Source organism: Bradyrhizobium sp. Rc2d, assembly GCF_900099855.1.
Taxonomy (GTDB): domain Bacteria; phylum Pseudomonadota; class Alphaproteobacteria; order Rhizobiales; family Xanthobacteraceae; genus Bradyrhizobium.
Genome location: NZ_FNCU01000028.1, coordinates 40,177 through 54,096 on the forward strand (window position 1 = coordinate 40,177; position 13,920 = coordinate 54,096).

Consider the following 13,920-nt stretch of genomic DNA (forward strand, 5'->3'; position numbering starts at 1 on the left):
CCTTGACCTGCCTCAAGGCGACCTGGCTCAATCGTTGAGCATGCCGGCGCGCATCGCCATGCGGACCAGCTCCGAGAGGCTGCCCGCCTGCATCTTGGTCATCACATTGGCCCGGTACACCTCGATGGTCCGCGGGCTGATGTCGTATTCGCGGGCGATCAGCTTGTTGGAAAGGCCTGCGATCAGTCCCTCCATGACCTGGCGCTCCCTCGGGCTCAAGGAGGCGACGCGGGCGGCGATGTCCTGCGAAATGGCCTCACTCTTGGCCGCCGGTTCGGCCTGGCGGATCGCCGTCTCGATCATGGTGATGAGACGGTCGTCCTCGAAGGGTTTCTCCAGGAAGTCGACGGCCCCGAGCTTCATTGCCTCGACCGCGAGCGGCACGTCGCCATGCCCGGTCATGATCAGGATTGGAAACGGGCTGTTCTGCGCCTTCATGCGCTTCAGAAGCTCGATCCCGTCAAGGCCCGGCATGCGCACGTCGGAGACGACGCAGCCGAAGGCGAGGCCGGGCAGGGTGTCGATGAAATCTTTCGCGTTGTCGAACAGCGTGACGCCGAAGCCGGAGGAATCCAGCAGGAAGTTCAGCGAGTCCCGCATCGCAGCGTCGTCGTCGATGACGTAGACATGTCCCTTGGTGGTCATGAATCAGTTCTCGTCGGCTGCTGGCAAGGTGAAGCGGAATGTCGCCCCGCCCGATGCGTTGCTCTCGGCCCACATGCGGCCGCCGTGAGCTTCGATGATCGAACGGCTGATCGACAGCCCTACGCCCATGCCGGTTTCCTTGGTGGTGAAGAAGGTTTGAAACAGGTTTGGAATGACGTCGTCCTGGAAGCCGGAGCCGGTGTCGGAAACCTCGACCTCGATCATGTCGTCGGCAACGGGCTTGTTGGCCACCACGAGCTCTCGCTGCGGCGACTGCGCCATCGCTTCCAGCGCGTTGCGGAATAGGTTGACCAAGACCTGCTGGACCTGCACGCGGTCGGCCAACACCAGGTCCGCCTTCGGATCGAGATTGAAGCGGAGCTGGACATTCTGCTCGCGCGCGCCGGCGAGCCCGAGCGCGCCGGCTTCCTCGATCAGCTTGGACAGGCTCTCAATCCGCTTCTCCGACTCGCCGCGGGAGACGAAGTCGCGCAAGCGGCGGATGATCTGGCCGGCGCGCAAGGCCTGCTCCGAGGCGCGGTCCAGCGCGCTTTCGATCTTCGTCGTATTCGGGTCAACACTGCCGGCAAGCAGGCGCCGCGATCCCTTCATGTAGTTGCTGATCGCCGCCAGCGGCTGGTTGAGCTCGTGGGCGAGCGCCGAGGCCATCTCGCCCATCGCGGTCAGCCGCGAAACGTGAACGAGCTCCGACTGCAGTTGCTGAAGCCGCGCCTGGGTCTGCTGATGTTCGGTGAGATCGCGGACGAAGCCGGTGAAATAGAGCTCGCCGCCCCGTTGCGTCTGCCCGACCGAAAGGTGCATCGGGAACGTCGTGCCGTCGCGGCGCTTGCCGGTCACGATGCGGCCGATGCCAATGATGTGGGGATCATTGGTCTTGAGGTAACGCACGATATAGCTGTCGTGACGCGATTGATCAGGCTCCGGCATCAGAATGCTGACGTTCCGACCAATGGCTTCCTGTCTGCTGTAGCCGAACAGCCGCTCCGCGGCGCTGCTGAAGAGCTGCATGATGCCGCGCGAATCGATCACGATCATCGCGTCCGGCACCGTTTCGAGAATCGAGCGAAGATGATTCTCCTGAGAGCGCAGGGCCTCTTCCAGATGTCTTTCCTCGTTGATGTCGAGGAATATCCCGCTGAGGTGACGTGGCGAGCCGGAATCGTCTCGGATCACGCCGGCCCTGGCCCGGATCCATTGGCCCTTCCCCGAAGGACCGCCAACCTTGAAGGACACGTCGAATCCTGCGCCGCTCTCCGAGCTGCGCTCGATTCCCTGCAAGACGCGGTCCCGATCGCTGGGGGCCAGCAGCGACAGAAAGAGATCGTGGCTGATGGCATCATCCCCCTCGAGGCCAAACAGCCGCTTGGACATCTCGGACCATTCAAGGTCCCGAGTTCGCAAATCGAGATCCCAGGTGCCAACCCCGAATCCTTCGATGCGGAGCCGGAAATGCTCGCCCCGACCATCGTCTGCCGGAAGGGTTACGCGGGTCGGCGCCAAACTTCACTCCTCGCTAAAGCGCGGTCGGCAGGATGTGCTTACCGCTCATGACAATGTCGCTCAAGGTTCGCTCGGAGGCAAGCCGGATTGAATTCATTGGCGGAATTCCTGCGACATGACGGCCGGCGATTTGATCTATCTCATCCTGCCTTGCGTCGGCGAGGCTAGATTTCGCGGCAGTTCATTGCCTGCCGGAGAATCCCGATGACATACGCGACCGTGATGGTCTGCCTGGCGCTCGATCAGTCCAACGAGGCGCGCCTTCAGGTCGCGGGCGAGCTTGCCGAGCGATTCGAGGCGGCCATCGTCGGCGTTGCCGCGGCTCAGTTCGCGCCGCCGCTTTATTTCGCCGACGGCGCTGAAGCACAAGTGCTGATCGAGGATGGCGAAGCCTCCGTCAAGCGGCGGCTCGCCGGTCTCGAGGCGCAGTTCCGCGCCGCCACCAGGAATCGCGGCGGACACGCAGAGTGGCGCAGCGCCATGGATTTTCCGGCGCGTTTTGTCCTGGAGCAGGCGCGCTGCGCCGACATCGTCATCAGCGGCGGACAGAGCCCCGCCTTCTCTGACGCCTTTGCGCTCGCAAGCGCCAAGGACCTGGTGATGCAGGCTGGCAGGCCGCTTTTGGTCGTTCCCGATAACGCCAATTGGCTCGATCTGCGCAGCGTGCTGGTGGCGTGGAAGGATACGCCAGAGGCGCGGCGGGCAGTCGTCGACGCGTTGCCGATGCTGCGCAAGGCGAGGGACGTCACCATCGTCGAAATTCCGGAGCAGGGCGACAACCGCTCGGTCGTGATGGCCGGCGTCAGCGACGTGGCCGCCTGGCTCGCCCGTCACGGGGTCACCGCGACGGCGCGCGTCTCGGAGGCGGCGCGGAACGAAAGCGCTGCCGCGCAATTGGACAAGGTCGCCGGCGACGTTGGCGCCGGCCTGATCGTTGCGGGCGCCTATGGTCATTCGAGATTTCGTGAACTGATCCTGGGCGGCGTCACCCAGTATCTGGTCACACAATCTGCCCGCAGCGTGCTGCTGTCGCACTGAGGGCCGGCCGCCCGGCCAGTAGCGACTCGAGGAGGACGCGCCATGTACAGATTTCTCGAACAAACCGTCGACCGCTACATGACACGCAACGTCAAAACGGTGCAGCGCGACCGCGACTTGCTCGAGCTCAGCGAGATGTTCGAGACCGACGACTTCAACTCGTATCCGGTCGTGGATGACGGCCAGGTGGTCGGCATCGTCACCAAGTTCGACATCCTGAAGTGCTTCGCCTTCACGCCGAGCCAGATGCTGCCGCGCTATCCCGACTTGATGAGTCGCAAGATCGGCGACGTCATGACACCCGAGTTCATCTATGTCGGCCCCGAGACGCGGCTGACGCGCGTGCTCCAGATCATGGTCGAGCATCGCATCAGGAGCATCATCGTGCTCGACGGCGCGCAGAATTTGGCCGGAATTATCGCCCGCGAGGACGTCATCGCGGCACTCAAGGCGACGGCGCGGGACTGACGCGATGCCTTTCCCCTTCTCCCCCTTGTGGGAGAAGGTGGCATAGGCGGCCTTCGGCCGCCGTTCTTAAGAACGCCGAAGCGAAGCTTCGGCTACGGCGCCGGATGAGGGGTATGTCTCCACAGAGACACCGTTCCCCGCCGCACCAACCCCTCACCCAAGCGAGTTTGCCGCGCTGTCCTCGCTGCCCTCTCCCACAAGGGGAGAGGGCACTTCAACTGGCCGCACCGAAGAAATACGGAGGAACCCAGAAAATATTCGTCGGCTACGACTAACCTCCAAGGCCATCTTGATTTCAATCAATTCCCCGCGAGGGTGAATGTGGTTTCTGGCGTCGTGTTCTTTCGAGAGAGAATCCGCATGAGCCAGCCCTCCATCTCCAAATCCATGACCATCGGCGAAAGCGGCCTGTCTGTCGTGTTTGCAGTCGCCGCCTTCCTCTGCGTGATCGCTGCGGCCAAGGCGCTCGATGCGCCCTTTGCCTTTCATGCTGCGCTCAGCGCTGCGGCGAGCCTGGCTGCGGTGTTCTTTATCGTGAACCGCTACTTCGAACGGCCGGCCACGCTGCCGCCGGCGGAGATCAATGGCCGGCCCAACTACAACATGGGGCCGATCAAGTTCACCGCCTTCATGGCGATGTTCTGGGGCATCGCGGGCTTCCTCGTCGGCCTCATGATCGCCTCGCAGCTGGCCTGGCCCGCGCTGAATTTCGACCTGCCCTGGACCAGCTTCGGCCGTCTGCGGCCGCTGCACACATCCGCGGTGATCTTCGCCTTCGGCGGCAACGTGCTGATCGGCACGTCGTTCTACGTCGTGCAGAAGTCCTGCCGCGCGCGTCTGGCCGGCGATCTCGCGCCCTGGTTCGTTGTGCTCGGCTACAACTTCTTCATCCTGATCGCCGGCACCGGCTATCTGCTCGGCGTCACGCAGTCGAAGGAATATGCCGAGCCGGAATGGTATGCCGACCTCTGGCTGACCATCGTCTGGGTCGCCTACCTGCTGGTCTTCCTTGCCACCATCTTCAAGCGCAAGGAGCCGCACATCTTCGTCGCGAACTGGTTCTATCTCGCCTTCATCGTGACGATCGCGGTCCTGCATCTCGGCAACAATCCGGCACTCCCGGTCTCGGTGTTCGGCTCGAAGTCCTATGTCGCCTGGGGCGGCATCCAGGATGCCATGTTCCAGTGGTGGTACGGCCATAACGCGGTCGGCTTCTTCCTGACCGCCGGCTTCCTCGCCATCATGTACTACTTCATTCCGAAGCGCGCCGAGCGGCCGGTCTATTCCTACCGGCTGTCGATCATCCACTTCTGGGCGCTGATCTTCCTCTACATCTGGGCAGGTCCCCACCACCTGCACTACACGGCGCTGCCGGACTGGACCCAGACGCTCGGCATGACCTTCTCGATCATGCTGTGGATGCCTTCCTGGGGCGGCATGATCAACGGCCTGATGACGCTGTCGGGCGCCTGGGACAAGCTGCGCACCGATCCCGTGCTGCGCATGCTCGTGGTCTCCGTCGCCTTTTACGGCATGTCGACCTTCGAAGGTCCGATGATGTCGATCAAGGTGGTCAACTCGCTCAGCCACTACACCGACTGGACCATCGGCCACGTGCATTCCGGCGCGCTCGGCTGGGTCGGCTTCGTCTCCTTCGGCGCGCTCTACTGCCTGGTGCCGTGGGCCTGGAATCGCAAGGGCCTCTACAGCCTGAAGCTCGTCAACTGGCACTTCTGGATCGCCACCCTCGGCATCGTTCTCTACATCTCGGCGATGTGGGTGTCCGGCATCCTCCAGGGCCTGATGTGGCGCGCCTACACCTCGCTCGGCTTCCTCGAATATTCCTTCATCGAGACCGTCGAGGCGATGCATCCCTTCTACATCATCCGCGCCGCCGGCGGCGGCCTGTTCCTGATCGGCGCGCTGATCATGGCCTACAATCTCTGGATGACCGTCCGCGTCGGCGAGCAGGAAGTCCAGATGCCCGTCGCTCTTCAGCCGGCGGAATGAGGAGCTCAAGCAATGTCATTCTGGACACGCCACCAAGTCTTCGAAAAGAACTCGATCATCCTGGTCGTCGGCATCCTGCTCGTGGTTGCGATCGGCGGTCTCGTCGAGATCACTCCGCTGTTCTACCTCAAGAGCACGATCGAGGCGGTCGACGGCGTCAGGCCTTACACGCCGCTGGAATTGGCGGGGCGCAACGTCTACGTCCGCGAAGGCTGCTATCTCTGCCATTCGCAGATGATCCGCCCGTTGCGTGACGAGGTCGAGCGCTACGGCCACTTCTCGCTCGCCGCCGAGAGCATGTTCGACCATCCGTTCCAGTGGGGCTCGAAGCGCACCGGTCCCGACCTTGCCCGCGTCGGAGCGAAATATTCCGACGACTGGCATGTCACCCATCTGACCAACCCGCGCGCCATCGTGCCGCAATCGGTGATGCCGGGCTATCCGTTCCTGAGCCACACCGAGGTCGATCCGGACACGATCGCCGACCACATGCGCACCTTGAAGGCCGTGGGCGTGCCCTACACCGACGACCAGATAGCGAGCGCAGGCGCCGACCTGAAGGCCCAGGCCGATCCGGACAATGCCGGCGGCGATGCCTTCAGCAAGCGCTACGCCAAGGCCGTCGTGCGCAACTTCGACGGCAAGACCGGCACGCCGACCGAAATGGACGCGCTGATCGCCTACTTGCAGATGCTCGGCACGCTGGTCGACTTCAAGATCTACAACGAGAAAGCCAATCTTCGCTGAGAAGGCATCAACGATGAAAGCTATTCTGACAGTCCATAATCTCGCGTCCGAGCTGGTGACGACGATCTGGACGCCGGTGTTCGTCGCGATCTTTCTCGCGATCATCGCCTACGCATTTTGGCCCCGTAACAAGGCTGCGTTCGACGAAGCAGCACACCTGCCGTTGCGGGAGGAGTGAGAGACCATGACCGATCATAGCGAAGTCGATACCGTCACCGGCAAGTCCACGACCGGACACGAATGGGACGGCATCAAGGAGCTCAACACGCCGCTGCCGCGCTGGTGGGTGATCGCCTTCTACCTCACCATCGTCTGGGCGATCGGCTACTGGATCGTCTATCCGGCCTGGCCGCTGATCGCCAGCAACACCACGGGCGTGTTCGGCTATTCGTCGCGCGCCGACGTCGCGGTCGAGCTCGCCAATCTCGAGAAGATCCGCGGTGACAAGATGTTGGCGCTGGGCGCCGCCTCGCTGGCCGACATCGCGAAGGACCCCGCGCTGCTCGCGCTCGCCCGTGCCAAGGGCAAGACCGTGTTCGGCGACAATTGCGCGCCGTGCCACGGCTCCGGCGGCGCCGGCGCCAAGGGCTTCCCGAACCTGAACGACGACGACTGGCTGTGGGGCGGCACGCTCGACCAGATCATGCAGACCATCCAGTACGGCGCGCGTTCCGGCCATGCCAAGACGCATGAAGGCCAGATGCTCGCCTTCGGCAAGGACGGCGTGCTGAAGGGCGACGAGATCGTCACGGTTGCCAATTACGTGCGGTCGCTGTCGGGCCTCTCGACCCGCAAGGGCTTTGATGCCGCCAAAGGCGAGAAGATCTTCGCGGAGAATTGCGTCGCCTGCCACGGCGACGGCGGCAAAGGCAACCAGGAGATGGGCGCACCGAACCTGACCGACAAGATCTGGCTCTACGGCTCGGACGAGGCGAGTCTGATCGAGACCATCAGCCAGGGCCGCGCCGGCGTCATGCCGGCCTGGGAAGGGCGGCTTGATCCCGCCACCATCAAGGCGATGGCGGTCTACGTTCATTCGCTCGGCGGCGGCAAATAAGCCGATCCACGGCCAACGACTTCCGGCGGGGGCGAAGAAAAGCGCCCCCGTTTTGCGTTGGATCAAGGGACGTGCCGGCGCCGGGTCTAGGTTTGATCGCACCTCTCGAGAAGATTCCGCGATGAACAAGACCGTCAACCCGAACGAACTCAAGCCGGCCGACGACAACGCGCCGCTCTACGCTGCCCGCAAGAAAGTCTATCCCCAGAGCGTCTCCGGCACGTTCCGCCGGATCAAATGGGGCCTGATGGCGTTCTGCCTCGGCGTCTATTATCTCCTGCCATTCGTGCGCTGGAACCGCGGCCTCGGCGCTCCCAGCCAGGCCGTACTGATCGATCTCCCCAACAGCCGCTTCTACTTCTTCTTCATCGAGCTGTGGCCGCAGGAGGTCTACTACTTCACCGGCCTGTTGATCGTCGCCGCGGTCGCGCTGTTCCTGATGAACTCCATCGGCGGCCGGATCTGGTGCGGCTACCTCTGTCCGCAGACGGTATGGACCGACCTGTTCTATGCCGTCGAGCGCCTCGTCGAGGGCGACCGGCGCGAGCGGATGAGGAAGGACAAATCGTCCGACCCGCTCAAACTCGAGCGCATCTACGAGATCGTGCTCAAGCACTCGATCTGGCTGCTGATCGCCTGGTGGACCGGCGGCGCCTGGGTGCTCTATTTCAACGACGCGCCGACGCTGGTCAAAGAGCTCGTCACCTTCCAGGCGCCGATGATCGCCTATGTCTGGATCGGCATCCTCACCGCGTCGACCTATGTGCTCGCCGGCTTCATGCGCGAGCAGGTCTGCACCTATATGTGCCCGTGGCCGCGGATCCAGGCGGCGCTGACCGACGAATGGGCGCTCAACGTCACCTATCGCTACGACCGCGGCGAGAAGCGCACCTCGGTGAAGAAGGCCGCCGAGCTGCGTGCCCTCGGCCAGCAGGTCGGCGACTGCGTCGACTGCTATCAGTGCGTCGCGGTTTGTCCGACCGGCATCGACATCCGCAACGGGCCGCAGCTCGAATGTATCCAGTGCGGGCTCTGCATCGACGCCTGCGACAACGTGATGACCAAGATCGGCCGGCCGAAGCGGCTGATCGGCTACGACAACGACATCAACATCCAGCGCCGTCAGGAAGGCAAGGCGCCGATCTACCGCATCGTCCGTGCCCGCACGGTCGTCTACAGCGCGATCATCGCGGCGGTCGGCGGCATCATGATCTATACGCTCGCGACCCGCAGCTTGCTCGACGTCAACGTCCTGCACGACCGCAATCCGGTCGCGGTCAAGCTCAGCGACGGCTCGATCCGCAATGCCTACACGGTGCGTCTGCTGAACAAGAGCGGCTACGACCGCGTCATTGCCATCGACGTGGAGGGGCCAGTCAACCCGACGATGCACGTCGTCGGCGTCGATTCGGTGACGCCGGACCGCCCGATCATCGTGATTCCGCGCGACTCCACCAGCGAGCTGCGGCTGCTCGTCACCGCACCGGCCGAAAATAATCCGGAGAAGTCGATTCCGGTCCGCTTCCACGTCATGGACATCGGACTGGGCGTCGCCGCGAGCGCCACCGACAATTTCGTCTCGCCTTAAGGATCAGGAGACAGCCATGGCTTCCAAGCCGCTGACCGGAACCAAGGTGTTCCTGATGTTGGTCGCCTTCTTCGGTCTCGTGATCGGAGTCAACGTGACCATGATGAAGCTCGCGATTGCGACGCTGCCCGGTACCGACGTCGACAGCCCCTATGCCGCGGGCCTCACCTACGACCGCGAAATCTCGGCGGCGCAGGACCAGGCGCTGCGCAAATGGAAGGTCAACGCCCATATCGAGCGCCGCAACGACGGCGGCGCCGTGCTTCAGGTCGAAGCACGCGATGCGGGCGGCCAGCCGATCGCCGGACTGAAGTTCGGCGGGCGACTGGAGCGGCCGACCGACAAGCGCGCCGATCTCGCCGTCGAGCTCACGGAAGCCGGCATCGGCATCTATCGCGGCCATGCCGCCGCCGTCGCGCCCGGCCAGTGGGATCTGGTGATCGAGGGTGAGGCGCGGGGGGCACGTGTGTTCCTGTCGCGCAACCGCGTGATCCTGAACTGAAGGGATTTCGTCATGCAGGTCACGCGGGATTTTTCGCACTACGTCCGGACCGCGGGCGAGGGCGTCCAGCACATCGATCTCGCCGTCGAAGGCGTCCATTGCGCCGGCTGCATGGCCAAGATCGAGCGCGGGCTGTCCGCCATCCCTGATGTCACCCTGGCGCGGGTGAACCTCACCGACCGCCGCGTCGCGCTGGAATGGAAGGCGGGCACGCTCGATCCTGGCCGATTCATCGATCGGCTGGAAGAGCTCGGCTACAAGGCCTATCCGTTCGAGACCGAGAGCGCGGAGGCAACCGAGGTCGCCGAATCTCGCTTCCTGCTGCGCTGCCTCGGCGTCGCCGCGTTCGCCACCATGAACGTGATGATGCTGTCGATCCCGGTATGGTCGGGCAACGTCTCAGACATGCTGCCCGAGCAGCGCGACTTCTTCCACTGGCTCTCGGCGCTGATCGCGCTGCCGGCGGCGGCCTATGCCGGCCAGCCGTTCTTTCGTTCGGCCTGGCGCGCGCTGGCGGCCAAGACCACCAACATGGACGTGCCGATCTCGATCGGCGTGATCCTCGCGCTCGGCATGTCCGTGGTCGAGACCGTCCATCACGCCGAGCACGCCTATTTCGACGCCGCGATCATGCTGCTGACGTTCCTCCTGGTCGGCCGTTTCCTCGACCAGAACATGCGGCGGCGGACCCGTGCAGTCGCCGGCAATCTCGCGGCGCTGAAGGCGGAGACAGCCGCGAAGTTCATTGGTCCCGACGAGATCTCGCAGGTGCCGGTCGCCGCGATCCATCCCGGCGACATCGTGCTCTTGCGGCCCGCCGAACGCTGCGCGGTCGACGGCACCGTGATCGAGGGGCGTTCCGAGATCGACCAGAGCCTGATCACCGGCGAGACGCTTTATGTCACGGCCGAGCAGGGCACGGCGGTCTATGCGGGGTCGATGAACATCTCCGGCACGCTGCGGGTGCGGGTCTCGGCGGCCTCGGAGGCGACGCTGCTCGCCGAGATCACGCGGCTGCTCGACAACGCGCTCCAGGCGCGCTCGCGCTACATGCGGCTCGCCGACCGCGCCTCGCGCCTCTACGCGCCTGTCGTGCATGCGACTGCGCTCCTGACCATCCTCGGCTGGGTCATCGCCGGCGCGAGCTGGCATGATGCGATCGTGACCGGCGTCGCCGTGCTGATCATCACCTGTCCCTGCGCGCTCGGGCTCGCGATGCCGACGGTGCAGACGGTGGCCTCGGGCGCGATGTTCAAGGCGGGGGTGCTGCTCAATGCGGGCGACGCGATCGAGCGGCTGGCCGAAGCCGACCATGTCATCTTCGACAAGACCGGCACGCTGACGCTGCCCGATCTCGAAGTCATGAATGCCGCCGACATCCCTGCCGATATCTTCGCGCTCGCCGGCCGCCTCGCGCTGTCGAGCCATCATCCAGTCGCAGCCGCAGTTGCGCAGGCTGCCGGTGCGAAGTCTCCGATCGTCGGCGCTGTCGAGGAATCCGGTCAGGGCGTCCGCGCGACCGTCGACGGCGTCGAGCTTCGCCTTGGCCGTCCGTCGTTCTGCGGTGCCGAGACGCTGGTCGGCGGCGCCACGCTCGATCCCGAAGCCTCGATCGTGGCATTCAGCAAGGGCAACGAAAAGTTCATCCTTTCCGTCCGCCAGGGCCTGCGCCCCGACGCGCAAGCCGTGATCACGGCGCTGAAGGCGCGCAACATCGGCATCGAGATCCTTTCCGGCGACCGTGAGCCAGCGGTGAAGGCGGCAGCGCACGCGCTCGGCATTCCCGAATGGCGCGCCGGCGTCACCCCGGCCGACAAGATCGCGCGGATCGGGGAACTGAAACAGCGCGGCGCCAAAGTGCTGATGGTCGGCGACGGCATGAACGATGCGCCTTCGCTGGCGGCAGCCCATGTCTCGATGTCGCCGATCTCGGCCGCGCATCTCAGCCAGGCCACCGCCGATCTCGTCTTCCTCGGCCGGCCGTTGGCCCCCGTGGTCGCCGCCATCGACGCTTCGCGCAAGGCGCTGCACCTGATGCGGCAGAACCTCTGGCTTGCGATCGGCTACAATGTGCTTGCTGTACCGGTTGCGATCAGCGGCGTCGTGACCCCCCTGATCGCGGCGGCCGCGATGAGCGGATCGTCGATCCTGGTGATGCTCAATTCGTTGCGAGCGCGCAGCGCCTCGCGGGAGATCGTGTGATGGAGATCCTGGTCATTCTGGTCCCGCTGGCGCTGGCCCTCGGCGGTGCCGGTCTCATAGCTTTCCTCTGGTCGCTGCGGAGCGGCCAATACGACGATCTCGACGGCGCTGCCTGGCGCGCGATTGCCGACGACGAGCCTCCGCAGCAGGCGCCGACTAGCGCTAGCGCTTCAAGTCAATCGTGAGCAGAGCTGCGGCCGCGAGGGCCAGACCCACGCCGGCCACGCAAGCCTGCCAGCCGAAGGCGTCGAACAGCCGTCCGAGCACGGCCGTGCCGACGAGCCCGCCGCAGAAATAGCAGGCGAGATAGGTGCCGCTGGCGATGCCGCGGCCGTCGGTGGCCGCCTGTCCGACGAAACCGGTGGCGGTCGCTTGCGCGAAGAACGTGCCGACGCCGACCAGAACCATCCCCGCGAGCACCACGCCCAGATGCGGCGTCAGCATCAACGGCAAACCTATCCCGGCGACGGCGAGCGAGCCCCAGATCGTCGGCCGTGGTCCGAGGCGCGATGCTATTCTGCCCGCCAGCAACGTCGTGAGCACCGAGGGCAGGAAGACGACGTAGACGAAACCGAGTCCCATCATGCCGAGCGAGAGCGGCGGCCGCACCAGAACGAAATTGACGAAGGTAAAGGTGCCGATGAAGGCGAACAGGATGCAGAAGCCGATGCCGTAGGCGGCGCGCAATCGCGGGTCGCGCCAATGTGCGAACATCGCGGCGAGCGGCGATTCCGTCGCGCTCATCGCATGCATCGGCTGGACGTGCTTGATGGTGAAATAGACCAGCGCCGCGCCGGCGAGATTGAGGGCAGCGAAAACGTAGAAATTCCACGCGAGGCCAAGGCCATCGGCGACGGCCGCCGAGATCAGCCGACCAACGAGATTGCTGGCGACGTTTCCGGTGATGTAGGCGGCAAACGCGCCGCCGGCGTCCATCGCGCTGCATTGCTCGCCGAGATAGGCGAGCGTCAACGCGAAGGCGGATGCCATGCAGAGGCCCTGAGCAACGCGTAAGGCGGTAAAGACGGCAAGATTGGGTGCGGACGCCAGCAGGCTCGTCGGAATCGCAAGAAGTGCCAGGCTGAGCAGGATGCCGTTCCGACGATTGATATGTGGGCTGAAGAAGCCAACGACGAGGCTCGCGACGGCCATGCCGAAGGTGCTGGCATTGACCGCGAAGCCCATCGCCGCCGGCGTGACGCCATAGTGGCGCGTCAGCGAGGGTAGGATCGCCTGTGTTGCGAACAGGTCGACGACAGTCAGGAATGCGGTGAGGCCGATCACGAGCGAACGCAGCGCGAGATCTGCGGAAAGCCCATCCATGGGCACCGCGCCCGGTTTGATCGGGGTGGAAAGATCGATCATGGTCGCTTGTCCTGTGAGGGATGTGGCGCCCGGCATGAGATCCGGGCACCACATCGGGTAACGATACGCCGGGGCCGTGCGCTCGTTACATGTGGTGGTCGTTCGGATCCTTGCGGACGTCGCCGACATAGAGAATGACCGTCTCCTTGCCGAGGTTCTTCCACCAGTGCGAGGTGCCGTAGACTTCGGGACGGATGTCGCCGGCCTTGTGCACGATCGGATCGGCGCAGTTGGAGGCGTATTCGACGATCTCGCCCTGCTGCACGAAGATCAAAGCAGGGCGGTCGTCATGGCTGTGCCAGGGCACGATGCCGCCGGGCGCGATCGTCAGCTTGCGGAAGCGCAGCTCGCGGCCCTCGATATGCGCCGGCTGCTTGCCGAGGTCGATCGCACCGAGCGTGACATCGGTGACGCCGACCGGCTTGTAATCGACCATCTGCTGGGCGTTCGGCTTGATCTTGTCGGCGGGGCACTCGCCGGCGAAAACCGGTGTCGCAAATGTCAGCGCCCCGAGAACGGCAACGCCTGTCCAAACCACGCGCGACACGATGTGATGCCTAGACATGGGAACTCTCCTGTGTTGGCCGCAACCGTGGTGGTCGCCGGCTATGGCAGGAGCTTCGTCGAGACCGCGTCGATGTTGAAATGCCGGCTCGCTTTCGATGCGATAGCCGGGCGCTATGTTGATGCGCCGCGGCTATCGAACCGATTGGGCATCGGCATTTCCGCCTCCGGGGGATCTGGCGTCCGATGACAGGGCGCCCGATTGGCGGGCGT

General features: G+C 64.4%; 14 protein-coding genes. 10 read left to right on the top strand and 4 right to left on the bottom strand.

Annotation, left to right across the window (positions count from 1 at the left end; all coding sequences use genetic code 11):
• Positions 1 to 27: 27 nt before the first annotated feature.
• Together fixJ and fixL are read right to left on the bottom strand one after the other, a co-directional pair.
• Positions 28 to 645, bottom strand: coding sequence for a response regulator FixJ (gene fixJ, locus BLV07_RS28770; protein ID WP_091892705.1), 618 nt, complete (start codon positions 643 to 645; stop codon positions 28 to 30).
• 3 nt (positions 646 to 648) lie between these two features.
• Complete coding sequence (fixL, locus tag BLV07_RS28775; RefSeq protein ID WP_091892707.1) at positions 649 to 2,166, bottom strand: sensor protein FixL; 1,518 nt, start codon at positions 2,164 to 2,166, stop codon at positions 649 to 651.
• Between the two features lie 204 nt (positions 2,167 to 2,370).
• On the opposite strand from fixL, the gene BLV07_RS28780 reads away from it, so the two are divergent.
• The 10 genes from BLV07_RS28780 to ccoS all read left to right on the top strand — a co-directional run bounded on the left by BLV07_RS28780 (position 2,371) and on the right by ccoS (position 11,963).
• On the top strand, positions 2,371 to 3,204 hold the full coding sequence (locus tag BLV07_RS28780; protein WP_091892709.1) for a universal stress protein: 834 nt from the start codon (positions 2,371 to 2,373) through the stop codon (positions 3,202 to 3,204).
• A 42-nt stretch (positions 3,205 to 3,246) separates the two neighbouring features.
• Positions 3,247 to 3,672 (top strand): CBS domain-containing protein, encoded by a 426-nt coding sequence (locus BLV07_RS28785; RefSeq protein WP_091892710.1) that lies wholly within the window; start codon positions 3,247 to 3,249, stop codon positions 3,670 to 3,672.
• A gap of 360 nt (positions 3,673 to 4,032) precedes the next feature.
• Positions 4,033 to 5,682 carry a cytochrome-c oxidase, cbb3-type subunit I gene (gene ccoN, locus BLV07_RS28790; RefSeq protein ID WP_091892712.1) on the top strand — a complete coding sequence of 550 codons (1,650 nt, stop codon included), beginning with the start codon at positions 4,033 to 4,035 and terminating at the stop codon, positions 5,680 to 5,682.
• A gap of 12 nt (positions 5,683 to 5,694) precedes the next feature.
• Positions 5,695 to 6,429, top strand: a complete 735-nt coding sequence (gene ccoO / locus BLV07_RS28795; RefSeq protein ID WP_091892714.1) for a cytochrome-c oxidase, cbb3-type subunit II — start codon at positions 5,695 to 5,697, stop codon at positions 6,427 to 6,429.
• A gap of 13 nt (positions 6,430 to 6,442) precedes the next feature.
• A complete protein-coding gene (locus BLV07_RS28800) occupies positions 6,443 to 6,607 on the top strand; it encodes a CcoQ/FixQ family Cbb3-type cytochrome c oxidase assembly chaperone (protein ID WP_063691463.1) in 165 nt (54 codons plus the stop codon).
• Between the two features lie 6 nt (positions 6,608 to 6,613).
• Positions 6,614 to 7,486 (top strand): cytochrome-c oxidase, cbb3-type subunit III, encoded by an 873-nt coding sequence (gene ccoP / locus BLV07_RS28805; protein WP_091892716.1) that lies wholly within the window; start codon positions 6,614 to 6,616, stop codon positions 7,484 to 7,486.
• A 121-nt stretch (positions 7,487 to 7,607) separates the two neighbouring features.
• Positions 7,608 to 9,074 (top strand): cytochrome c oxidase accessory protein CcoG, encoded by a 1,467-nt coding sequence (gene ccoG, locus BLV07_RS28810; RefSeq protein ID WP_091892718.1) that lies wholly within the window; start codon positions 7,608 to 7,610, stop codon positions 9,072 to 9,074.
• 16 nt (positions 9,075 to 9,090) lie between these two features.
• Entirely contained in the window at positions 9,091 to 9,576 is a 486-nt protein-coding gene (locus BLV07_RS28815; RefSeq protein ID WP_091892720.1) for a FixH family protein, read from the top strand.
• 12 nt (positions 9,577 to 9,588) lie between these two features.
• Positions 9,589 to 11,778 (top strand): cation-translocating P-type ATPase, encoded by a 2,190-nt coding sequence (locus tag BLV07_RS28820; protein WP_091892722.1) that lies wholly within the window; start codon positions 9,589 to 9,591, stop codon positions 11,776 to 11,778.
• Positions 11,778 to 11,963, top strand: a complete 186-nt coding sequence (gene ccoS, locus BLV07_RS28825; protein ID WP_091892724.1) for a cbb3-type cytochrome oxidase assembly protein CcoS — start codon at positions 11,778 to 11,780, stop codon at positions 11,961 to 11,963. Before BLV07_RS28820 ends, ccoS begins: the two co-directional genes overlap by 1 nt.
• On the opposite strand, the gene BLV07_RS28830 is transcribed toward ccoS, so the two are convergent.
• Together BLV07_RS28830 and BLV07_RS28835 are read right to left on the bottom strand one after the other, a co-directional pair.
• Positions 11,941 to 13,143, bottom strand: a complete 1,203-nt coding sequence (locus tag BLV07_RS28830) for an MFS transporter (RefSeq protein WP_091892726.1) — start codon at positions 13,141 to 13,143, stop codon at positions 11,941 to 11,943. The genes ccoS and BLV07_RS28830 overlap by 23 nt on opposite strands.
• 85 nt (positions 13,144 to 13,228) lie before the next feature.
• Positions 13,229 to 13,708: a cupin domain-containing protein gene (locus BLV07_RS28835; RefSeq protein ID WP_091892727.1), complete on the bottom strand. Its 480-nt coding sequence runs from the start codon at positions 13,706 to 13,708 to the stop codon at positions 13,229 to 13,231.
• Between the last annotated feature and the right edge of the window lie 212 nt (positions 13,709 to 13,920).